Consider the following 21,383-nt stretch of genomic DNA (forward strand, 5'->3'; position numbering starts at 1 on the left):
CTCTTCACCCCTCTAAAATGTCATTCAAAAAGACTACCCGATCAATTGTTACAATAATATTAAAAATATTATATTTAGATAACAATAGACATTTTTTGCGGCTTTTAGGCAAAAAAAAACCAAAAATAGAGCATTCTTTTGAAACCATTTCTTCATGCGCTTCTATTTTTGTTTCCTTATTATAAAGCCGAAACGGACAATATTTCGTTTCTGCCTTTACTTCATCAGATAGTTTTTGCAACTTCATATATTACACTCTTTTTTCATAAAAGTCAACACTTCCTGGCGTTTCCCTCCTCTTTTCATCATTTTTTCTTAAACTTTTCTTACTATAATATATCGAATAAACATTCATGGATTTTGAGAATTTTCTGAATGTTCGTCTTGACAACCCCCTTACATCTCCGCTATACTTAGGAAAATTTATTATTTGTGGAGGATTTATTTATGCAAAAACCGAATATACAACTTATCCCGACACAATTGAATAACTTTTACTTTAGCTACTTTAGATAGGTTTGTATTCATGAATTATGGATACAAACACCAAACAACTGGTTTGTATCTATGATGGCTAAAGAACTTTGTATTACGCAAAAGCCACGTAGACATTACGTTAAGTGGCTAAGCGAAAAGTACAAAGTAATCACGATTTCTTACTTACATACTCTTTCGATACTCAATCCATTTAGACGTTTTGTCTAAATGGATTTTTTGTTTTCAAAATTGAAGGAGGAAAAAGAAATGAAAAAAAATTTATTGATCGGATTAGGCGCAACATTATTACTAGCACTTGGTGGATGTGGAACTGCAAATAGTTCCTCAGCAAAATCGGATGACTCGAAAACAATCGGTGTTTTACAACTGGTTCAACACAATTCATTAGATGCTACATATAAAGGGTTCAAAGAAGGGCTAGCAGAAAATGGCTATAAAGAAGGCGACAATTTAACAATCAACTATCAAAATGCGCAAAACAATCAAGACAATCTAAAAAGTATGAGTGAAAAATTAGTGAAAGACCAACCCGACTTATTATTAGGGATTGCAACTCCAGCTGCGCAATCACTCCTTAATGAAACAACTACGATTCCTATTACAGTGACAGCAGTTACCGACTTAGAAAAAGCACACTTAGTTTCTTCTAATGACAAACCTGGTGGAAATGTGACTGGTACAACGGATATGGTACCGATCGAAAAACAAATCGAACTATTATTACAGATCGTGCCAAAAGCAAAAACGATCGGGATCATGTACAACAACGGGGAAGCAAATTCCAAAATCCAAGGAGACTTAGCCGAGAAAACATTGAAAAAAGCCGGAGTGAAAGTCAAAGTATTGACGGCAAACTCCACCAATGATGTTCAACAAGTGACAAAAAGTTTAGCCAAAGATGTCGACGGTATCTACATCCCAACGGATAATACATTCGCCAGTGCTGCTAGCGTTATCGGTGAAGTAGCCAAAGAAACAAAAACACCGATCGTTGCTGGTTCCGTGGATCAAGTCAAAGAAGGTGGCTTAGCGACTGTTGGGATTGATTATGAAGAATTAGGACGACAAACAGGTGAAATGGCTGCCAAGATCTTAGCTGGCAAAAAACCGAGTGAATTACCGGTTGAATCAGCAGATGATCTTTCCTTATATGTCAATAAAGACATGGCAAAAGCCCTTGGGATCGATCCAACAACAATCAAAGAGACTGAATAATTTTACAGGAGGACAATCATGACTAATTTAATAAGTATCTTTTTATCTTCTGCTTCACAAGGCGTGCTTTGGGCACTACTGGCAATCGGTGTCTTCCTTACTTTTCGTATTCTGGATATTGCTGATTTAACAGCTGAAGGCAGTTTCCCTTTAGGTGCTGGGATTGCTGCTGTCAGTATCACTAATGGACTTTCCCCAATCGTTGCTTGCCTCTTAGGATTTTTAGGAGGCGCAGCAGCTGGCTTAGTTTCAGGACTGCTCCATACCAAACTTAAAATTCCGGCACTTCTAGCTGGAATCATCACGATGACTGGCTTATATTCCGTTACCTCACGGATCATGGGCGCACCTAATCTTTCTTTGTTAGGACAAAAAAACGTCTTTACATGGGCAGAATCACTCGGTGTTTCAAAAGAAAATGCTGTATTGATTGCTGGCTTACTTGTCGCATTGATTGTTGTCACGTTGCTTGTTTTATTTTTACGGACAGAAACGGGGTTGGCGATTCGAGCGACTGGCGATAATTTAGCAATGAGTGAAGCAAATGGCATCAACACCGATACGATGAAAATCATTGGGTATATGATTTCAAATGGCTGTATTGCTCTATCTGGTTCGTTGCTTACACAAAACAATGGCTTTGCTGATTTAAACTCTGGGATCGGTACGATCGTGATTGGCTTGGCTTCAATCATCATCGCTGAAGTCCTCTTTCGAAACCAACCATTGCTTCTTCGATTATTGACAATTATTTTAGGCGCCGTGATCTATCGTTTTATCTTAGCGTTAGTTTTTGAGTTGAACGTTCAACCAAGCGATTCAAAATTAGCTTCTGCACTTGTTCTGGTTATCTGTTTATCTTTTCCACAAATCCAACAAAAATTAAAGTTACCTAAGCGTACGAAAGCAAAAGGAGGATCTATCAATGACTGATGTTTTAACACTTCAATCTATCCACCATACGTTTGAAAAAGGAACCATCAATGAAAACCATGTGCTAAAAGGAGTTAATCTCTCATTGAAACAAGGTGATTTCGTAACAATTATTGGCGGAAATGGTGCAGGTAAATCGACACTATTGAACAGTATTGCTGGTTCTTTTCCAGTGGATCAAGGGAAGATTTTATTGAATGGCAAAGATATCACCAAAAAGTCAGTGGTTGCTCGCTCCAAAGAAATCAGTCGTGTCTTTCAAGACCCTAAATTAGGCACTGCTGTCCGATTGACGGTGGAAGAAAATTTAGCACTAGCAATGAAACGTGGCAAAAAACGAGGCTTTTTCCGAGGAGTCAAGCCGCAAGATCGTTCCTTCTTCAAGGAACATCTCGCACGCTTGAATCTTGGGTTAGAAAATCGTTTGACCACTGAAATCGGCTTGCTTTCTGGAGGACAGCGTCAAGCGATCACGTTATTAATGGCTACTTTACAACGTCCTGAATTGATTTTATTAGATGAACATACTGCAGCCCTCGACCCGGCAACTTCAAAAACAGTGATGGAACTAACGGACAAATTAATTAGCGAACAGCACTTGACGGCTTTCATGGTCACCCATGATATGGAAGATGCCATCCGCTACGGAAATCGATTGATCATGCTACACCAAGGGCAAATCGTCGTGGATATTCAACAGGCAGAAAAACAACATTTGACTGTCCCTCAGCTACTAGAAATGTTCAAACAAAATAGTGGCGCTGCATTGAAAGACGACCAAGTACTTTTAAGTTAGCAATCATCTGCTGTCGCTTCCATAACAACTGACAAATTTCTCATTTGTTTTCTGCTTTCTTATTGATACAATACTACATGAAAGGAGTTGCAATGGATGACGACAAAAGATAAAGTACTCCAACTATTAAAAGAATCTCCTGATTTTTTATCAGGTGAAAAAATGGCACAGCAATTACAAGTGTCACGTACCAGTATTTGGAAAGCAATCAAAGAATTAGAAAAAACAGGTTATCATTTTGAGCATCAAGCTAAGGGGTACCGTTATCTTCCTTCTGATGTGTTAGATGCCCAAGAAATTCGCCAAGCATTAGAACCTTGGATACCAGATTTGACGGTGTCGGTACAAGAACGATCAGAATCTACGATGAAAGATGCTAAACTTGCGGCAACCAAAGAAATCGGACCCGCTCTTTTTATCGCCGATACCCAAGAACAGGCACACGGCCGATTTGGACGTCCTTTTTTTGCAGCCCCTGGACAAGGTATTTATATGAGCTTATTGATCCATCCCAATCAACGATTTGATGAATTGCCCCAGTATACAGTTATTGCAGCAAGTGCATGCGTGAAAGCCATTCAAGAATTGACTAAAAAAGACCCTTCGATCAAATGGGTCAATGATCTTTATTTAAATGGAAAAAAAATTAGCGGGATTTTATCTGAAGCAATCAGTGACATGGAAACTGGCGGGATCAGTTCGATCATTATTGGCATTGGTCTAAATTTTTCCATCCCGCAAAAACAGTTTCCTGAAGCAATTCAAAAGAAAGCAACGTCTCTTTTCCCTGATGGTCAGAAATCCATCACACGGAATCAATTGATTAGTCAAATTTGGAAAAATTTCTTTCACTATCTTTCAGAACCCACAGACGAATACTTAACACTTTATCGTGAAAAGTCTTTCGTTCTTGGAAAAAAAGTACAATTTACCCAAAAAGGGCAGCATTATACTGGGATTGCTAAAGAAATCGGAGAACATGGAGAGTTGATCGTACAAATAGAAGACCAATTTCTCACTCTTTTTTCTGGCGAAATTAGTTTAACCTCCATTGAGTAAGTCAAAAAGAAAGGGATGGGCAAAAATGCCCATCCCTTTCTTCATCAATGGTGGTTCCTTTTTTATGTGATCTCGCAGAATACTTCATAGCCCCTTCATTTAGCGAGTTGTAAAATGAAGTTGTTATTCTATGTGCTATTGCTGTTCATAACAAAAATGCTACACAATTTTTAAACCTCTATGTGCTTTTTTATACAACTGCAATATCATTGATCTGATGTATCGAATGTTTCAATCAAAAGCCACAGACAAACTTCCACCTATAAAAGGTTTGTTTTTCTGATGCTATTCTGTCATATAAGTATGACTTCTACTTACTATTTGTCGCTTCCCCAATATATAATGTTTCATTAAACGGATTTCCCCAAAATCTTGTTCAATCAAACATGCTGCTTCTTGATCCATACACAACAACACTTTTTCTTTCCTAGCTCTCCTCCTTTTCTCTTTCTGGTTCTATCTTACCTTATTCTTTAAGGTCTGTGTTATTTTGTATGGTATTGCAACATTTTTAATTTTATTATGTACAAAAAGGACTTACAAACACGCTTCTTTGTTTACACGATAAAATTTTAACTGATTAGATGAAAGATATTCTACATTCAGCTTAAATTTTTTGACAACAAGTGTCCTAATTAGAAATTTATCCGCCGTGGTTAACGGTTTTTGACATTCTTTTTCAATATCTTCAAATGAGAAATGATTTTTTTTACTGATCATTCGGGTTAAAATCTTATTTACATCTACTCTGGTTAAATCCGTTGTTAATCGTTTTTTCACTCAACATCTTCCTTTCTAATTGTATTTCTTCACTAGTGAATATAACATATTTTTAGTCTTGGTCCAGAACAATTATTTTCAAAATTAGGAAAGATTGTTTCGCAAAATAGTTGTTTTAATGAATAATACACGTTAAAATTTCTTTTTTTCACTCTTATCTTTTGGATTTGTCATCCAGTTATAAAAAAACCGATTTCCCAAATAGAAAACCGGCTGAATGTTATTCAAAATTCTATTCGTCGTTTCCCCCAAAACTACGAATAGTCAGTTAAAGATTGTAACCTATAGTCTGATCCCTCCTTTTATACAGATAGCGACTTTCTGTGTATACAAAGTCTCACTTATAAGTACATGCCTAAAGTTAAGTAAATTTCAGACTGCAACAGCAAAGTCCTCTGATTTCACTGGCATCTATTATTAGCATACTTTCTTCTCAATACTCTTTGACAACTATTTTTTCTAAAAATAAAAAAAATTGGTAAAATTAAAGAATAAACTTTAGACCGATCTTCCAAATAAAGAAGTAACGTGATTGAAATAGATCCAATATTTTTCTAAAATAAAAAAGAGACTGAGCCAAAACTTTCCTCAATCTCTTCTGGTATATCTAAAAACGAATAAACGGCGTTCAAGAAGCAATTCCTCAACAATAAGGTTCTCAAGTTCAACCATCACATGCCTACTCTTTTTACTTCTTGATTCTTGAAATAGAATATGCCATTGTAGCGGCTGATTTATGGTATTTTTCTTTAATTTTCCCTATCTAAAATCAACTCAGTAACTGACAAAAGAATCTCACGTGTATCAAAGGCTGTATCAGGGAGCTTACTAATTTCCTTTAAGGCTTTTTTTGTGTAATCTTCCGCTAATTTTTTGGCTTTTGTCACACCATTGACTTCCCTGACAATCTGACGAACACTTTCTGCTTCCTCTTGTGTCAACTCAGTTTTTTTATCCAAGTATGCAATCAATTCTGCTTTTTTATCTGTTTGTAATGCGTAAATCAATGGTAGAGAATACACGCCTTGACGCATATCTTCTAATACTGGTTTACCGATATCGACCGCATCTTTCGTGTAATCCAGGATATCGTCAATGATCTGAAACGCCATCCCGACAGCTAAACCGATTGAACCTGCTTTTCGAGCAAACCGTTCATTCATTCCACTTTCATAAGCTCCGACTGAACAACTTAATTGAAAGAGTTCGGCCGTTTTCCCTGAGATGTTTTCTAAATACTCCGGCACAGTTAAATGATAATTGTAACGGTCGTCCATTTGTCCAAGCTCACCATCTAATACTTTTTCCATACTCCGAGAATTAGATTGTAAGCTCTTTAGCGAATTAGAATAATTTGAAAGTAATTTGAAACAGCAAACAAATAAATAGTCTCCTGCATAAACGGCTACCGTATTCCCAAATCGACCACGTAAATTAGGCTGACCACGTCGAACATCTGCCTCATCAACGATATCATCATGGATCAATGTAGCGGTATGAAGCATTTCGATCGAAGCAGCTAGCGCAATCGCCTTTTCACGATCTTGTTCTGGACCAAATTGAGAAAAGAGCAATTGATAGGCAGGTCTTAGCAGTTTACCTCCCGCATGAATCGTCTCTTTGATTGCTTGTTCGACTGGCTTGTTCTTTAAGCGGACAACATCTTCCATCTTTTTCAACGTCTCGTTTAATTCGTTTTTCAAAGTTGGATACTCACTCCACATTGGATGTAGCTTCATAAAAAAACTCCTTGTATAACCATTATTTTTTCAAAAAAAGCGGTTGCCATTTCTCTTTTTGTTCTTTCTCATAGTCTCTTTGAAAAAGTTGTAATGTACGTACATGTTGCAACAAATAATTGGCTGCAATCCCGATCGCAATTCCAGACAGAATACCTAAGAAAGATAGAATCGGCAGATATAACATGACTGTCCATGATTGAGCAATGAACGAAGCCATCACTAGTTGTCCGACATTATGCATAAAGCCACCTGTTGCACTGATTCCAATAATGCTGACTCGCTTAGGACCTAACTGTTTCACTAACAGCATTCCTACATAGCTGAGTAACGCGCCACTCATACTATAAAGAAAGGTAGAGATCGTCCCACCTAACAAAGTTGTTAAAAATAGGCGAAGCCATAACAATAAAAAACTATCCCGTTTTTTCATCGTAAAAATCGCTACAATGGTAATCAAATTAGCAAGTCCTAACTTTGCTCCAGGAGCAAATGAAAAAGGATATGGGATCATGTTCTCAATTAATCCAATGATGACTCCTTGCGCCACTAGTAAAGATATATAAATCATTTTTTGTAATTTTGTCATGGTGTGGATAGCCTAATAGATCAGACCATCTTTGTCACTCCCATCTGTTGACCGAACCTCGATCACTAATTTATGAGGCAAGCAAACAATCGTTTCGCCATTCTTAGAAGCCCACCCTCGTCTCACACAAATCTGATCGCCACAATCTGCTTCTTTTATGCGTATCTTGTCGCCATCAACTTCGATTAAATTATAATCACCATGTGGATCTTCATAAGTATACGTATATTTTTTACTCCCAGCTACTAATGGGAAGGTTTTGATTTCATCACCATCAACGCGTAGTACAGCTTCTTTATCAGGAGCTACATTGTCTTGTTGATAACTAAATACGATGATGGGTAAAAAAGAAAGAGCAATCAAAAGAACGATAATGAAAATATCCCAAGGTTTAAGCAAACTTTTCTTGATAAATTCTTTCATCTTTTCGCACGCCTCCTCTTGCTGAACTGTTCTCCAATTTTAGCATGAAACAAAAGAAAGTCCTAGGTTTCCCCAGAACTTTCTTCAATCAGCCATTATTCTCAAATTGTTCAGTTTAAGCTCTAGGCTAATTTTTTATTTTGATCCATATCGGGATTTAGGTCTCCCATACCACCAATTGCCTAGTGTTTTTTGTAACCATGGAATCACCCAGCGATCAAGACCAATTGCACGACCTGAACCGTTCATCAATGCAAAAGCAACAAAGATAAACCAGATGTTTACCCAGTAGAACATTCCAGATAGACAGAAAGTAATCACTAAAACAATGGTCGTTGCACTACATAACCAGGTAAATAAACCAGCAATCAAAGCGAGTGCTAAAGCAATTTCAAAGAATACCATGAATTTTTGGAAAAACATTGCTACATCATTATTTGGCATGATCACTTGCATCATTTTCGTGAACCAGTCTGGTGATTTTTCAATCACGGCCATAGGCTGTTCACCATAAGCATAACTTAGACCAAAGTGAGTAGCTTGTGTCGCAGCTTCTCCTGCACCACTGGTTGCTGCACCAGTAGCTGCTGTTGTTGCATCGCCAGCAGCGGAAGCCCCACTTGCTACATCGGTCACATTGTATTCCCAAGTCCAAGGGAACACGCTGTTACCTGTAAACCATGAACCTTCACCAAACCAAGTACTTGGTTTCAACACTTGACCATCACCAACAATTTTTTTGAAGGCTTCGATAAACCAAACCAGACCATAGAACACTCGTAAAGGCACACTCCATAAGACATTTCCATAACGGGAAGAATGGCCACGTGTCACATTACGATCGTCTTTGATATGGAAGAATTCGTGCATCATGTATTGGAACATATAATAGCCAGAACGAATATCAAAGAAATATTTCAAATTGACGATGTGTTTCATCACAATCGCTAAGAAACCACTTAAATGGATCTTATCAAATAAATTGGCAACGCCCCATTTGGCACCGATCGATACCATGAAACCTTGATAGTTTCCTTTAAACTTATGCTTTTCGCCGCCTTTGATGGCAGCTACGATATTGGCTGCTGCTGTATGACCTGTTTGTTCAGCCGCTTGAACGATTTGTGGCGTTGGTGTTCCAGGAAATTCTTCATAGAAAACCAAGTCTCCGATAATATAGATGTTTTTATCTTCATATCCTTTTGCCTGCATATATTCATTCGCTACCAAACGTTGACCACGAGCGGACTCTAAGCCAAAATCAGCAGCATCAGAAGTTCCTTTGACACCAGCTGTCCAGATCAATGTGTGGGTAGGAATCTGACGACCATCTTTTAACTTGATATGGTCTTTCGCTACTTCCACGATTGGTGCATTCAATAGTAGTTCTACTTGATGTTTCTTTAAATAGCGCTCTGCTTTGGCTGCATCATTACGATCCAGCATATTTAAAATCGTCGGCATTGCTTCTACAACCATCAATGTAATTTCACTTGGGTCTAATTTGTAGTCTTTAGCCAAACGTTTTTTCCAATCAATCAATTCACCAATCATTTCGATTCCGGTGAATCCTGAACCACAGACCACAAACGTCAGCATTGCTTTACGTAACGCATCGTTAGGTTCTAAAGCTGCTTTTGCCACGGTACGTTCAATGTGTTCACGTATTTTAACTGAATCTTCAAATGACCATAAGGTAAAGCCGTTTTCTTTTACTCCAGGAGTCCCAAAGTCATTTGGTTCTCCCCCCATTCCCAAGATCAACTGATCGAATGGGTAAGTGCCTAATTTTGTTTTCACAACTTTTTGTTCTTTATCGATACCAGTGACCGTATCTGTCACTAATTGAACATTTTTTTGTCGAGCAAACAAGTGCTGTAGATCATATTGGATTGCTTCTGGTTCAACCCGTCCACCTGCAACTTCGTGTAATTCTGTCATCATCGTGTGGTACGAATGACGATCAATCAAAGTGATTGTCACATCTTCTTTTTTAAGTTTTTTTGCCAAGTATTTTGTTGCTGATACCCCGGCATAACCTGCACCCACAACGACAATATTTTGCTTTGTCATTGTTCATCCGCTCCTTATTGGTAATCCTTTATTTGAAATGATTAACATTTGTATTAGTTTGCTACCTATTACACAATCTTTATACATTATATAGATGTTATTCCCTTTTGTCTAACTCATTTTCATTATTTTTAAAAATTTGTGGTTAAGCTCTTTTTCACGAAATTTACAGAAAGAAAACGGTTTAAAGATTACACTAGTTATTTGACGAAAACGGTTGACTTATGGCTGATTTTCATTAGAATGTATAATGAATCACAAAGAATATTGTGTACTAAAAAAGGAAACGGTGGGAGTAAAATGAAGAAAAAACGTTTTATTACTGGATTTGCTGTATTAGCTTTTTCAGCTTTAATGTTAGGTGCTTGTGGTGCGGATGATAACGGAAGCTCTAACAGCTCAACAGAAGCTTCAACTGCTAAGACATCAGAAACAAAAACAACTGAAAGCTCAGCACAAATCGTTGCTGGCGGCGAGTTACAAGATGGTACTTATAAATTAGAAGAAAAAAATTACTCTAACGGTTATCGTGCAGTCTTCGAAATGGTTGTCAAAGACGGCAAAATCACTGAATCTAAATATGACAACATCAACGAAAATGGCGAGTCTAAAACCAAAGATACAGAATACAACAAAAACATGGAAGCAAAAGCTGGTACTAGCCCAGAAAAATTCATTCCACAATTGAATGAACAATTAGTCGAAGCACAAAGCGCAAGTGGAGTTGAAGTTGTTACTGGTGCAACTCATTCTTCAGAAAGCTTCCAAAACTATGCACAACAATTGATCCAAGCTGCTCAAGCTGGTAATACTGATACAATTGAAATCAATAACGGTGCAGATCTTCAAGATGGCACATACAAATTAGAAGAGAAAAACTATTCTAATGGTTACCGTGTACAATTTGAAATGACAGTCGCTGATGGTAAAGTATCTGAATCTAAATTTGACTATGTCGACAAAGACGGCAACTCAAAACAAGACGATGCTGACTACAACAAAAATATGAAAGCAAAAAGTGGTACGTCTCCAGAGACTTACATCCCTGAATTGAACGATGAACTTGTCAAAGCAATGGGCGAAGAAGATGGCTCACCTGCAGATGTTGAAGTTGTTACTGGTGCGACTCACAGCTCACATTCATTTGTAATGTATGCACAACAATTAGTGAATGCTGCTGAAAAAGGCGACACTCAAACAATTCAAGTTGACAATATCGTAACAAAATAAATTTTCTATAATTATCCGTGGAAGAGACGATTGCACAAGTTGTTTCTTTGAGATCCAAGCCGAGATGTCCAAAATTTTTCTTTGAAAAATTTTTGTGATGTTTCGGCTTATTTCTCAAAGTACACTTTTTGATTTCTCAGCAACCGTCCCTTCCACTAATGAAATGAGGAAACACATGTTAAAGAAACGATTACTCTCTCTCGTAGCCTTTTTAAGTTTGTTCACGTTAGCAGCTTGCAGCACAGCGACGAAACAAACGACCTCTGAGAGCAAAACGACCACCAAAATTTTACAAGAACCTTATTCTGATGAACAGTTCTTATTAGGGACTTATGTTCGGATTCGAATCTATGATGAAGGCAAAGAAGCAGCATTAAAACCTGCCTTTGCTCGGGTCAAAGAACTAGGTGATAAAATCACGATCAATCAGGAGGGTTCCGAAATCGACGCAGTGAACCAACAAGCGGGTATCAAGCCAGTAAAGGTTTCTGATGATATCTACACGTTACTAAAACGTGCTTATGAATATAGTCAAGATTCACAAGGTGGTTTTGACATGGCAATCGGTGCTGTTACTCAATTATGGCGTATTGGGTTTGACGATGCGAGAAAACCGGCCCAAGAAGAAATCGATCAAGCATTAAAGCTGGTTGATTACCATAAAATTGAGCTGAACGATAAAGACAAAACTGTTTATCTGAAAGAAAAAGGCATGATCATCGATCTTGGAGCCATTGCTAAAGGCTATATCACAGATGAAGTTGTCAAAGTGTTAAAACAGCAAGGTGTAACGACTGCTATCGTTGACTTAGGTGGAAATGTCTATGTTTTAGGTCATAGCCCACGTGGTGAAGATCAAGACTGGACAGTTGGTATCCAAGATCCGAATCTAGCACGTGGTTCTGTTTTAGGGACGATCAAAGAACGGAACAAAACATTAGTGACTTCTGGCATCTATGAGCGTTATTTAGAAGTAGATGGTAAAAAATATCATCATCTATTTGATCCAGATACTGGTTATCCTTTTGATAATGATATTGCTAGTGTTACAATCATCACAGATAAATCAATTGATGGTGATGGCTTGTCGACAGCTGTCTTTTCAATGGGTGTGAAAAAAGGATTGGAATACGTCGAAAGTGAACTGAATGATGGAACGGAAGCCATTTTTGTTACCAAAGAAAACAAAGTATACGTGACCGATCCGATCAAAGATACTTTCGTTTTGGACAAAGATTCTAAATATACGATGGGCAATCGTTCTGAATTGAAATAAGGAGTATGAACTATGACACTAAAGATCTTTTTAGAAGTAGTAGAACTACGAACAAAGGTGGCTAGTGTATTTCCTTTTGCGATAGGGGTTTTATTCTCTATCGCTTTTTTTCATGAAATACATTGGCTTAATACAGGGTTGTTTTTTATTGGTATGTTGGTTTTTGATTTAGCAACTACAGCAATCAACAACTATATGGACTACCAAAAAGCCCATTCGAAAACTTATAAATACCAAGAAAACGTAATTGGACGAACTGGCATCTCACCAAAACTGATCCAAAAAATGATCCTAGGAATGATTTTCTTTGTCTTACTGATTGGTGTAATCCTAACCGCTAGAACTGGGATTTTATTATTATTGATGGGCGCTACTTGTTGCTTCATTGGCATTTTTTATACCTTTGGGCCCATTCCCTTATCACGAATGCCTTTAGGGGAAATTTTCAGCGGTGTAACAATGGGGTTGGGAATTTTTGCCATGGTCATTTACATCAATACTTACAGTACGAAAGTATTTGATCTGATTCTTTCTTTTCAGACAGGAACCTTCCGTTTAGAAGGAAACATTTGGAGTATCCTAACGATCATCCTAGCTTCACTCCCCTTGGTTTTTACGATTGCCAATATCATGTTAGCTAATAACCTACGGGACTTAGAAAGAGATATCGAAAATCATCGCTATACTTTAGTTTTTTATATTGGGCGTCCCATTGGACAATTGTTGTTCCAGTTATTGATGTATGCTTGTTATCTGGTCGTCTTGATTGGACTATTGAGCCATGTCTACCAGTGGCCAATCTTGTTGACTTTTCTCACATTACCAACGATCTATCGTAACTTGCAACAATTCAAACAATCCTTGCCTCACCCCATCAGTTTTAGCTATGCCATCAAAAATATGATCTTGTTCAACAGTAGTTATGCATTGGGCTTACTTTGCAGTATTCTGTTGTCTTATGTTTAGAGATCCATTGATTTTTCAAATAAAAATAAGACCCATGAAGTCAATGAAAAGCTGTGACTTCATGGGTTAATTTTAAGTTATCTTAGAATGCTAATCTTTTACCTTACAGGTGCTTGCAAAAGCTGTCCCTGTAAACCTTTCGTTAGTGTATTGCCGCCGATTATTCGTTGGTTTTGTGCAGTTAGTCTTTTAGCCTGTGGTATTGCATGTTTCGTAAGATCAGTAAGCTTACTTAGTTCTCCTTTACGAGACATGGTATTACCGACGTCAAGTGCGCTCACTCCCTTTTTAGCATTTTGAGCCTGTATCTTTGCATCTATTAAATGAGTTTTATACTCTGCTCTTGCAACTGGATCAATCGAACTCTTGAATTTGATATGACTATTGACTCGATCTTCAATTACCTTAGTATCATCTCTAGTTATGAGGTCTTCTAATGCTAACTTATTAAATTTTTTTAGTGGTTGTTGGAGCAATTCTCTTTGCCTAGCTTCTGGCGTAATACCTCTCACTTCATCAATCTTTCGCCCAAGCCAGCCTCTTTTTTTCGGACCGTTTAATTTAAGTAATGGAGAGTTTTGTTTTTCTAGTGCCTTTACTACCTCTGGATTCCCTGCACATAGTTGCGTAACGAAAGCTCTCTGATTAGTTGTATCTTTTAGAGTGGCTTGATAAACTTTTCTTGCATTTGGATCAATCGAACCCAAGAATCTGTTCTCACTTAGGACTTTATCGCGAATGACCTCATTCTCATTCATGAGTGGTTTTAATAGGTTCTTATCAAATTTATGAAGTGGTTGTTGAAGTAGTTTATCTTTCCATTTATCTTGCCTAGCTTCTGGCGTAATACCTCTCACTTTATCAATTATTCGCCCAATCAACCCTCTCTTTTTCGGTTCGATTAATTTAGCTAGTTTAGGATCTGCTTTTATTATTTTTTCTATTTCACTACCGTTTTTTCCTTCACATAGTTGAGTAAGAAAAGCTCGTTGTTGATTCTCTTTCCGTTTATTCCATAATTTTTTCCCAGCTCGACCTACGCGTATTAGCATTCTTCCAATAAAAAGTGTCGCAGTAACAGCCCATCCTGGCATCTTTTTAAAGAGTCTTTCGGTATAATCTAGTTCTCTTTCCGTTCCCGGTTCCATCATATATTTTCACCTCCTTCTTATTTTTCATCTGAATCAGACATTCTTTTTCGTTGCTTCTTCACGTGTGGTCCCATCTTGAGTGGGAGATACCGCTTCGTATTCTTTCTCGTATATCGTAATCCAATTAAATGAACCAGGGTCGCCTCTTAGGGCATATTTCGAGCCTTTTTCTCCAATAGAGAAAGAAACTTCTTCTTTTCTACCGTTATCGTCGATTTTCGTGATGACAAATACTGCACCGTCTTGATCTGGGTTGACGGTGACAACACGATAATCATAAGTGAGCTCATTAACCGTTTTGTCTTCTTCGATTTTTTTCTGGATTAACTTACCGTCTTTAAATTCTAATGTAAATGTTCGATCGGTATTCGTATTTTCCCATGCGCCTTGTTGTAAGACGTCTAACCAAGCTTGTGAAATCACTTGTTGTGCTGCTTCTGCTTGTTCGGTGATTTCTTCTTCCATTTTGACTTTAACTTCTTCATTTGGATAGAAGTAGATTTCTTCTTTATCTTCTTTTAAATAAAAGATTGTACTTCCCATACGTGATTGTAATTTGAGTTTTTTCATGGTTCCTTCTTTATCTTCTAGCACTAAATACCCGTTATCGACTAAGTAATATTTACCAGCTGCTAGCCAAGAAGAAGCACGATAGGTCCCGTCGGTTTTTAATTCTAGTACCATTTCGTCACTTCGATTGGAGTACCATTTACCACTATAAGTAGTGGCACTGTATTCTCCTAATCGTTCCTTACTTTCCGCTGTTTCTTCTGTCTGACCTTTTTTAGTCGTCTCTTCCCGATTGGCTGTGTTTGAGAACAATGAATAGCTTGTCAAACCCAAGACCACAACGAAAAAAACTGTTACCCCTATTAAAAAATTTCTACCTGTTTTGGTTTCTAAAAAATTTTTGATCATATTTTTTCCTAAAAATAAAGCTTTTCGTTATTTTTAGGAATTACTCACCACCTTTACTTTTCACGAATTGACTAATGAATCATTAACTAGCTAGTCGAAAGATTAAGGCACCCCATATCCAGAGATTGCTGAATGATCGAGTGTATAGGTTCTTCTTCGAACCATATTTTCTGAATTACCTTCAATTACTTGAATCGTATTTCCACCTGTAAATTCGACGATCCCCACTTGGTCTTTCCCCGTTTTATTACCTTTCCAATCAAAGAAAATCAAATCCCCTGGTTGCGGGATATAGCCTATATCAGTGGCTTTGAATTTATTATTCTTTTTGTACCAATTGAACATATCTAACGGTCTTACAGTATTCGGTACACGACCTTGACTGAGATATCCTGCTTGTTCTGCTACCCAAGTAACAAAGATCGCAGACCACTCCATTCGGCTCTCATAGCCAGCCCACTCCCAATATTTATTGTCATTTAACGTACCGATTTCTTTAGTTGCCACCTCTACCAACTTGCCAGTAGAGTTTGAGAGGTTGTAAGAAATTAAGCGTGCATAGAACATATCACCAAATGCGTAACGCCAGTTATAGCCAAGATCTAAAGCCACGCCCTTATTATAAGAAACAACTTCCCCATTACTTCTTTCTTGCGCATAAGCTTTGCTATGCTCAAATGTATATTTACTATCTGTACGGATCAACTCGTCCAAATAGTCTTCCCCATAATTGTAAGCTTGGATCGCTGCTAAGTTACCTAATTGATACATTTGTGCTTTTCTTATTAAATTTGCAAAATAAGCTACACCTAATTCAATTGACTTTTCTGGGTTGATCGTTTGATTCAAATTTTGTGCTTTAGCAATTCCCATAATATCCGGAACGGTTTCACCATCCCCACCACTTTCTACCCAGATTATAGATAGTATGACATTGGTAAATGATTCAATGTTCTGTTTTTTTGCTTCTGTTACTACTTTTTCTCGCCATTGAACCACTTTTTCAGGTGGATAAATAAGCTCACCTTGCGATTGTTCTCGATCATACTGACTTAATTTCGTACGATTTCCATAAACCAAATTTTCAATAAAAATTGTCGGATTGATTTCTGGATTGCGGTAGAGGAAGATTCGTTTTTCTTTCATGATCATCAATAAATTACCGTCAAATTTGTCACTTGTGTAACCAATCAAATCTCCGCTTTCTAAAGAAGCTCCTTCACGTATGATCGGCGTCACATTAATATAATAAGCTTGGTATTTCCCTGTTTCCGTTTTGATACTTGTTGTCGTTTGCTTTTTCCCATTTAGATCTCGAGCCGTACGCGTACTGATCTCTGTTACCTTCTCGTTTGATGTGGCATAGACAGGCGTTTGTGGTTTCGCATCAATGATTATTTCATCATTCATATTGGCATCGTCCCGACCGCGATAACCATAATTACCAATAACAGAAGCATACGAAACTTTCCCTAAAGGATTATCCATAAAAATCTTATCCTGAAAACGATCGATTTCTAACACAGGATAATATTTATCGATTTCATCTTGTGAGAATGCTGAGATCGTTCCTATCACTTTATTGTTTGAATAGAGTTCGATTTGAGGATCTAAATCAAGAAATTCAGCAATCGTTTGTACTTTGACATTCAGCGTGACGCTGTCTTTGTCTTTTTCTTCTTTGTCTTCTTCTTTGTCTTTAACTTTTTCTTCTGTATCTTTATCTTCTTCAAATTCGACTTTGTATGTAAAAGTGCCATCATGGATTGCGCGAAGTTCATCTTCTACTTTTGCAATCTTAACTGGCTCTTCCTCCATTGGTGAATACTTATCTTTAAACTGGGCATAAAAAGACATATATAATGGAGGACTCATGGATGTTTGGTCTTTTAGTCGTTTCAGATAATTAGGAAGCGCACTATTTTTAATATTATAATTTTCATATTTGGCATTTAAGTAATAGATATAGTTATCCCCATTTGAAGCAAACGAAAATTGTTCCGGATCGGCAACCATTCCATTCACTTCAAAATAAACTTCATCATGTTCTTCAACTAATTGATTGTAACGATTATAAACATCTCTATTTTTAGAGGCATCCAAATAGGAAATATACTCAAATGCTTCAGCGATCGCCATATCTTCTGTTTTCAATGTGAACAAGGCGACAATAAAAGTCCAAATCGCTAAAACAACCGAGATTACCACGAGAATGATCGCCAGTATAACGATAACTATCGCGATGATCAATAGCGCCTTGATTGTAATCACTAAAAAAATCAGCGTAATGAGGATCCCGATAATCGTTAAATCTCCCTTTTCATCTCGCCCACCAAGCATTTTCATAGCCGCTTCTTTTGCTTGCCCTTTTGGTGACAGCTTTTGAGCCATATCTAAAAATTTTGACGCTGATTTTTTTTTACCTAGAAATTTCTTGAAGAACCCACCCTTTTTGCCGACGCCTTTTGTAGGATTTACATAGACAACTTTCGTCTTTTTACCCTTACCAAAAATATTGTACCATTTTTTTTTGGTGGATTTCACTGAATCTTGAGGTGCAAATCCTTTTTGATCTTTGTAAGCAGTGTAGCTGTAAGGGGTACTATCCTTAGAAGAACGAGCAACCAAATTGCCTTTTTTTGTTTCTTCTGCTACTTTTTTTAACTGTTCTTTTTTTAGCTGTTTCTTTTGCATATTCACTTTTGGTTGATCTGTCGACTGTTTTGTTCCCTGGATGTTATTCTGACTTTTTGAATCAGATCGTAATTCCTGTCGCACTTTTTTTTGATCATTTTTGCGTTTTAGGCCTAAAACTTTACGGAATGATGATACGCTTGCCAAATCTTAGGATTGTTTTGCATCACTTTTTGATAAAATATATCCGCATAACTGACTTTAAAGATCATTAATTCTTTATAAAAATTGATAAAATCAGATAAGTAGTCGATGGTTCTTTTACTGACCGATCCTTCAATATTAAGTAAATAATAAAAATGAGTAAGAAAAGTTTCAATTTTCTTAGGCATGATTGTCTGGCGATTAGTATCTGTTGTAAAGAGCAAGCCGAAATAGGAACTTAAGACATTTGCTACATTATTTCTAGTTACATTAAACTTATATTTTTGACTCATCAACGTTGTAAAGACCGTATCTTTTTGAATTACTGTTAAAAGCTCAGTGACAACCATTTCTTTATTCTCCAACTCATCTTCCGGTACAAAGTGTTTGTGACCTATACGAATGATCGAAAGAAAAATGTAATACACCGAATAAATAATTTTAGGAGCACTAGCCGTTTTATTTTGTGCTTTGAGACACCTACGTATTAATTGATAGATAGAATCAAAATAAGCAAACTCTTGTATTCGATACATCTCTTTAAACATGCATGCAAATAAACGTCTAATTTCCGTTTCATTGCCAACTACCATTAATTTTGCTTGTAAATCGATCTGAATATTTATGGTCTCTGTATAAAAATAATTGTTTATTTTTGACACAATCCTGCGAATACTTGTTTTACTCAAAAATAAAGATTGAGAAATTTCAGTTAGTGTTGGTTCGTATATGACTATGTATTTTAGTATTTTGACATTAATTGAATTATTCAGTATTTTTACAAAAATATCATCTAAATTGACATTGTTCGGTATCGTCAAACTCACTTCTTTGTGATTATTTACCTCAATATGAACAGGAAAATAGGAATCATTGAAGTGTTCAATATCAGCAATTAGTGTTTTATCGGTAATTGTCAGCTTCCTTGCTAGTTTGTTAAGATTGGAAGACCTAGTATTTAACAAATAAAGTAAGGTAACTTGCCTTTCTAATTGCTTTTCAAGTAACCCCATAAGTACAAAACTCCCTTCTATTAAACATCATGTAAGAGTATCGTACAGTCAATTCCTTTAATTTCCCGTATGTTTTTTTCTAGTTTTAGAAATTTAAGTTCTCAAAAATATTTGAATTGTGTTAAAATATAAAATTTAAAAATCCAATCATATAGAATATATCTATTCCATTTTTTAAATAACAATAACTAAATACAATAATAACCAATGTAACAAATAACCATTAACGATTTACTATAAAGTTAATAAAAAACAAGTATAGAAATTTATAAAAAAAACACTAACATAACAAAAATATATGATAAAATAATTTATATACCATAAGAGAAAGGTGGGAGGAAGCGATTTCTAAGATTTTGAAATCCAAAATGATGATGAAAGAACTTAATATACTGGAAAAAACTTCAGAAAGACAAGTCAAGTTAGCATTACTTCTGGGTATGTCATCAATTGAGTGCAACACGCTAACAAAGCAATTAAATGTGACAAAAAAAACATTATTAAGTGACATTGTTTTTTTTAACCACACCTATTCACCTGTTGTCGTTAAAATTGATCAGTATCAAATCATAACATTAAAAATGCCTAATGATATGAATCTGGAAGACTTAATCAAAAAAATACTAAATCATTCTACGAACGTTCAAATCTTAAAAACGATTTTTATTAATGAACCTGTTTTGTCAAAACTCGCTGAAACATTATTTTTAAGTGAAACCAGTATTCGGCGAATTATTTTTAAAATCAATGAATATTTTTCTGAAAGAAACTGGCCAATCATGATCAAAGTTGCTTCTCAGTTACAAATTACAGGTGACGAAAGTTTTATACGGCATTTTTTTTGTAGCATGTTTCGTGAAATTTATACCCCGCAGCAACTACCACATTTTGACTATATATTTGACTTGTTACAACGTTATCATAATAAAAACCATACGTTTTCTTCAGTAAGTACATATAAGTTAATTTTAAATAGTTACTATTTTTATACGTCCATTATTCGTATCGGACAACGACACATAATTGATTACCCTTTAAAAAAAGAAACCGAAAGTGAACGATTATTTTTTGACTTATTGACAAAAAGTACCGTTCTTTGTTCGATCATTGAAAAGAAATATAATTTTAGTATTACAAAGTCAAATGTCCATAACCTATTAAGTTCATATAGTCATTTATATTTTTTTAATTCAAAAAATGATGAATTAATGGAGCAAAAGAAATTACAAAATTTAGTTCATAGTTTTTATCGTTATATGGGCATAGATATTACCTTATCTCCTAACGACATACAAAGACTAAATGACTTTATCCATTTTAATGAACGATTGCAATCCTTTAAGACGACATACATAGATCTTTTATCACAAACATTTATCAAAGAATCAGAAAAACTATTATCAGCTTATGAAAATTCAATCGAACAAGCCGGTTTGACTGAAATCAAAGAAAACCAATTACTTTATGAAGAATTATTTTTAGAACTGATTACATTATCTCCACAATTATTATCAACACTCCTTCCTTATAAAAAACATTTATCCATCGTCATTGTTTCTTATCAGGAAGAACGGATTTTGTCTTTCTATAAACAACTGCTGTTAAAAAAATTTCCGTCGTTATATAAAATTGATATGTATCAAGAAAATATTTTCTCTGTTGATTATGTGAAAATCAATCAATATGACCTAATTTTAACTGATATCGAGCTAAATCAAACAAAGATCTCGACTAATATGTTAAAAATATCAAAAATTCCCACTTCTGCTTTTTGGAGCAACCTAAAAGAACTTCTTTATGCATAAGGGAGTTACATCATTGCTCGTTTAACATCGGTATCACAGCATAAAAATATAGTGCGAGTCCAAAGTTAGTCTAAAAACTAA

General features: G+C 36.1%; 18 protein-coding genes. 8 read left to right on the top strand and 10 right to left on the bottom strand.

Annotated features, from left to right (window positions below):
- Positions 1-4 precede the first annotated feature (4 nt).
- A complete protein-coding gene (locus IGK91_RS12670) occupies positions 5-247 on the bottom strand; it encodes a hypothetical protein (protein ID WP_010720685.1) in 243 nt (80 codons plus the stop codon).
- A 497-nt stretch (positions 248-744) separates the two neighbouring features.
- Here IGK91_RS12670 and IGK91_RS12675 point away from each other — a divergent pair, with 497 nt between their 5' ends.
- The 4 genes from IGK91_RS12675 to birA all read left to right on the top strand — a co-directional run bounded on the left by IGK91_RS12675 (position 745) and on the right by birA (position 4,501).
- Positions 745-1,713: an ABC transporter substrate-binding protein gene (locus IGK91_RS12675; protein WP_010737230.1), complete on the top strand. Its 969-nt coding sequence runs from the start codon at positions 745-747 to the stop codon at positions 1,711-1,713.
- A gap of 18 nt (positions 1,714-1,731) precedes the next feature.
- A complete protein-coding gene (locus IGK91_RS12680) occupies positions 1,732-2,646 on the top strand; it encodes an ABC transporter permease (protein ID WP_081123407.1) in 915 nt (304 codons plus the stop codon).
- A complete protein-coding gene (locus IGK91_RS12685) occupies positions 2,639-3,442 on the top strand; it encodes an ABC transporter ATP-binding protein (RefSeq protein ID WP_010720688.1) in 804 nt (267 codons plus the stop codon). The genes IGK91_RS12680 and IGK91_RS12685 overlap by 8 nt, the downstream gene beginning before the upstream one ends.
- 96 nt (positions 3,443-3,538) lie before the next feature.
- Positions 3,539-4,501: a bifunctional biotin--[acetyl-CoA-carboxylase] ligase/biotin operon repressor BirA gene (gene birA / locus IGK91_RS12690; protein WP_010737228.1), complete on the top strand. Its 963-nt coding sequence runs from the start codon at positions 3,539-3,541 to the stop codon at positions 4,499-4,501.
- A 537-nt stretch (positions 4,502-5,038) separates the two neighbouring features.
- On the opposite strand, the gene IGK91_RS12695 is transcribed toward birA, so the two are convergent.
- From IGK91_RS12695 to IGK91_RS12715, 5 genes are all read right to left on the bottom strand, one after another.
- Entirely contained in the window at positions 5,039-5,281 is a 243-nt protein-coding gene (locus IGK91_RS12695; RefSeq protein ID WP_010737226.1) for a hypothetical protein, read from the bottom strand.
- A 749-nt stretch (positions 5,282-6,030) separates the two neighbouring features.
- A complete protein-coding gene (locus tag IGK91_RS12700) occupies positions 6,031-7,020 on the bottom strand; it encodes a polyprenyl synthetase family protein (RefSeq protein ID WP_010737225.1) in 990 nt (329 codons plus the stop codon).
- Between the two features lie 22 nt (positions 7,021-7,042).
- Positions 7,043-7,609 carry a Gx transporter family protein gene (locus IGK91_RS12705; protein WP_010720692.1) on the bottom strand — a complete coding sequence of 189 codons (567 nt, stop codon included), beginning with the start codon at positions 7,607-7,609 and terminating at the stop codon, positions 7,043-7,045.
- A gap of 12 nt (positions 7,610-7,621) precedes the next feature.
- A complete protein-coding gene (locus IGK91_RS12710) occupies positions 7,622-8,032 on the bottom strand; it encodes a NusG domain II-containing protein (RefSeq protein WP_010737224.1) in 411 nt (136 codons plus the stop codon).
- Positions 8,033-8,167: 135 nt separating this feature from the next.
- Positions 8,168-10,105 carry an NAD(P)/FAD-dependent oxidoreductase gene (locus IGK91_RS12715; protein ID WP_034866462.1) on the bottom strand — a complete coding sequence of 646 codons (1,938 nt, stop codon included), beginning with the start codon at positions 10,103-10,105 and terminating at the stop codon, positions 8,168-8,170.
- Between the two features lie 300 nt (positions 10,106-10,405).
- Here IGK91_RS12715 and pplA point away from each other — a divergent pair, with 300 nt between their 5' ends.
- From pplA to menA, 3 genes are all read left to right on the top strand, one after another.
- Positions 10,406-11,335: an extracellular electron transfer flavoprotein PplA gene (pplA, locus tag IGK91_RS12720; RefSeq protein WP_010720695.1), complete on the top strand. Its 930-nt coding sequence runs from the start codon at positions 10,406-10,408 to the stop codon at positions 11,333-11,335.
- Positions 11,336-11,510: 175 nt separating this feature from the next.
- The gene (locus IGK91_RS12725; protein WP_081123408.1) at positions 11,511-12,611 is read left to right on the top strand and encodes an FAD:protein FMN transferase; all 1,101 of its coding nucleotides are present in this window, start codon (positions 11,511-11,513) and stop codon (positions 12,609-12,611) included.
- A gap of 12 nt (positions 12,612-12,623) precedes the next feature.
- Positions 12,624-13,577, top strand: coding sequence for a 1,4-dihydroxy-2-naphthoate polyprenyltransferase (menA, locus tag IGK91_RS12730; protein WP_010737221.1), 954 nt, complete (start codon positions 12,624-12,626; stop codon positions 13,575-13,577).
- A 98-nt stretch (positions 13,578-13,675) separates the two neighbouring features.
- On the opposite strand, the gene IGK91_RS12735 is transcribed toward menA, so the two are convergent.
- From IGK91_RS12735 to IGK91_RS12750, 4 genes are all read right to left on the bottom strand, one after another.
- Entirely contained in the window at positions 13,676-14,728 is a 1,053-nt protein-coding gene (locus IGK91_RS12735) for a hypothetical protein (protein ID WP_223603385.1), read from the bottom strand.
- A 33-nt stretch (positions 14,729-14,761) separates the two neighbouring features.
- Positions 14,762-15,646, bottom strand: a complete 885-nt coding sequence (locus IGK91_RS12740) for a hypothetical protein (protein ID WP_010737219.1) — start codon at positions 15,644-15,646, stop codon at positions 14,762-14,764.
- Positions 15,647-15,748: 102 nt separating this feature from the next.
- Positions 15,749-18,424 (bottom strand): lysozyme family protein, encoded by a 2,676-nt coding sequence (locus IGK91_RS12745; RefSeq protein ID WP_430605308.1) that lies wholly within the window; start codon positions 18,422-18,424, stop codon positions 15,749-15,751.
- 29 nt (positions 18,425-18,453) lie between these two features.
- A complete protein-coding gene (locus IGK91_RS12750) occupies positions 18,454-19,497 on the bottom strand; it encodes a helix-turn-helix domain-containing protein (RefSeq protein ID WP_228012175.1) in 1,044 nt (347 codons plus the stop codon).
- Between the two features lie 371 nt (positions 19,498-19,868).
- On the opposite strand from IGK91_RS12750, the gene IGK91_RS12755 reads away from it, so the two are divergent.
- Positions 19,869-21,302, top strand: coding sequence for a helix-turn-helix domain-containing protein (locus tag IGK91_RS12755; protein ID WP_202605304.1), 1,434 nt, complete (start codon positions 19,869-19,871; stop codon positions 21,300-21,302).
- Positions 21,303-21,383 lie beyond the last annotated feature (81 nt).

It is taken from the genome of Enterococcus sp. DIV1208 (assembly GCF_050530455.1).
Lineage (GTDB): Bacteria > Bacillota > Bacilli > Lactobacillales > Enterococcaceae > Enterococcus_B > Enterococcus_B hirae.

What these genes read in the sequence shown, in the direction of transcription:
- IGK91_RS12670 (WP_010720685.1), bottom strand. Translation starts at nt 247, where the DNA reads ATGAAGTTGCAAAAACTATCTGATGAAGTAAAGGCAGAAACGAAATAT.
- IGK91_RS12675 (WP_010737230.1), top strand. Translation starts at nt 745, where the DNA reads ATGAAAAAAAATTTATTGATCGGATTAGGCGCAACATTATTACTAGCA.
- IGK91_RS12680 (WP_081123407.1), top strand. Translation starts at nt 1,732, where the DNA reads ATGACTAATTTAATAAGTATCTTTTTATCTTCTGCTTCACAAGGCGTG.
- IGK91_RS12685 (WP_010720688.1), top strand. Translation starts at nt 2,639, where the DNA reads ATGACTGATGTTTTAACACTTCAATCTATCCACCATACGTTTGAAAAA.
- birA (WP_010737228.1), top strand. Translation starts at nt 3,539, where the DNA reads ATGACGACAAAAGATAAAGTACTCCAACTATTAAAAGAATCTCCTGAT.
- IGK91_RS12700 (WP_010737225.1), bottom strand. Translation starts at nt 7,020, where the DNA reads ATGAAGCTACATCCAATGTGGAGTGAGTATCCAACTTTGAAAAACGAA.
- IGK91_RS12705 (WP_010720692.1), bottom strand. Translation starts at nt 7,609, where the DNA reads ATGACAAAATTACAAAAAATGATTTATATATCTTTACTAGTGGCGCAA.
- IGK91_RS12710 (WP_010737224.1), bottom strand. Translation starts at nt 8,032, where the DNA reads ATGAAAGAATTTATCAAGAAAAGTTTGCTTAAACCTTGGGATATTTTC.
- IGK91_RS12715 (WP_034866462.1), bottom strand. Translation starts at nt 10,105, where the DNA reads ATGACAAAGCAAAATATTGTCGTTGTGGGTGCAGGTTATGCCGGGGTA.
- pplA (WP_010720695.1), top strand. Translation starts at nt 10,406, where the DNA reads ATGAAGAAAAAACGTTTTATTACTGGATTTGCTGTATTAGCTTTTTCA.
- IGK91_RS12725 (WP_081123408.1), top strand. Translation starts at nt 11,511, where the DNA reads ATGTTAAAGAAACGATTACTCTCTCTCGTAGCCTTTTTAAGTTTGTTC.
- menA (WP_010737221.1), top strand. Translation starts at nt 12,624, where the DNA reads ATGACACTAAAGATCTTTTTAGAAGTAGTAGAACTACGAACAAAGGTG.
- IGK91_RS12735 (WP_223603385.1), bottom strand. Translation starts at nt 14,728, where the DNA reads ATGATGGAACCGGGAACGGAAAGAGAACTAGATTATACCGAAAGACTC.
- IGK91_RS12740 (WP_010737219.1), bottom strand. Translation starts at nt 15,646, where the DNA reads ATGATCAAAAATTTTTTAGAAACCAAAACAGGTAGAAATTTTTTAATA.
- IGK91_RS12750 (WP_228012175.1), bottom strand. Translation starts at nt 19,497, where the DNA reads ATGGGGTTACTTGAAAAGCAATTAGAAAGGCAAGTTACCTTACTTTAT.
- IGK91_RS12755 (WP_202605304.1), top strand. Translation starts at nt 19,869, where the DNA reads ATGATGAAAGAACTTAATATACTGGAAAAAACTTCAGAAAGACAAGTC.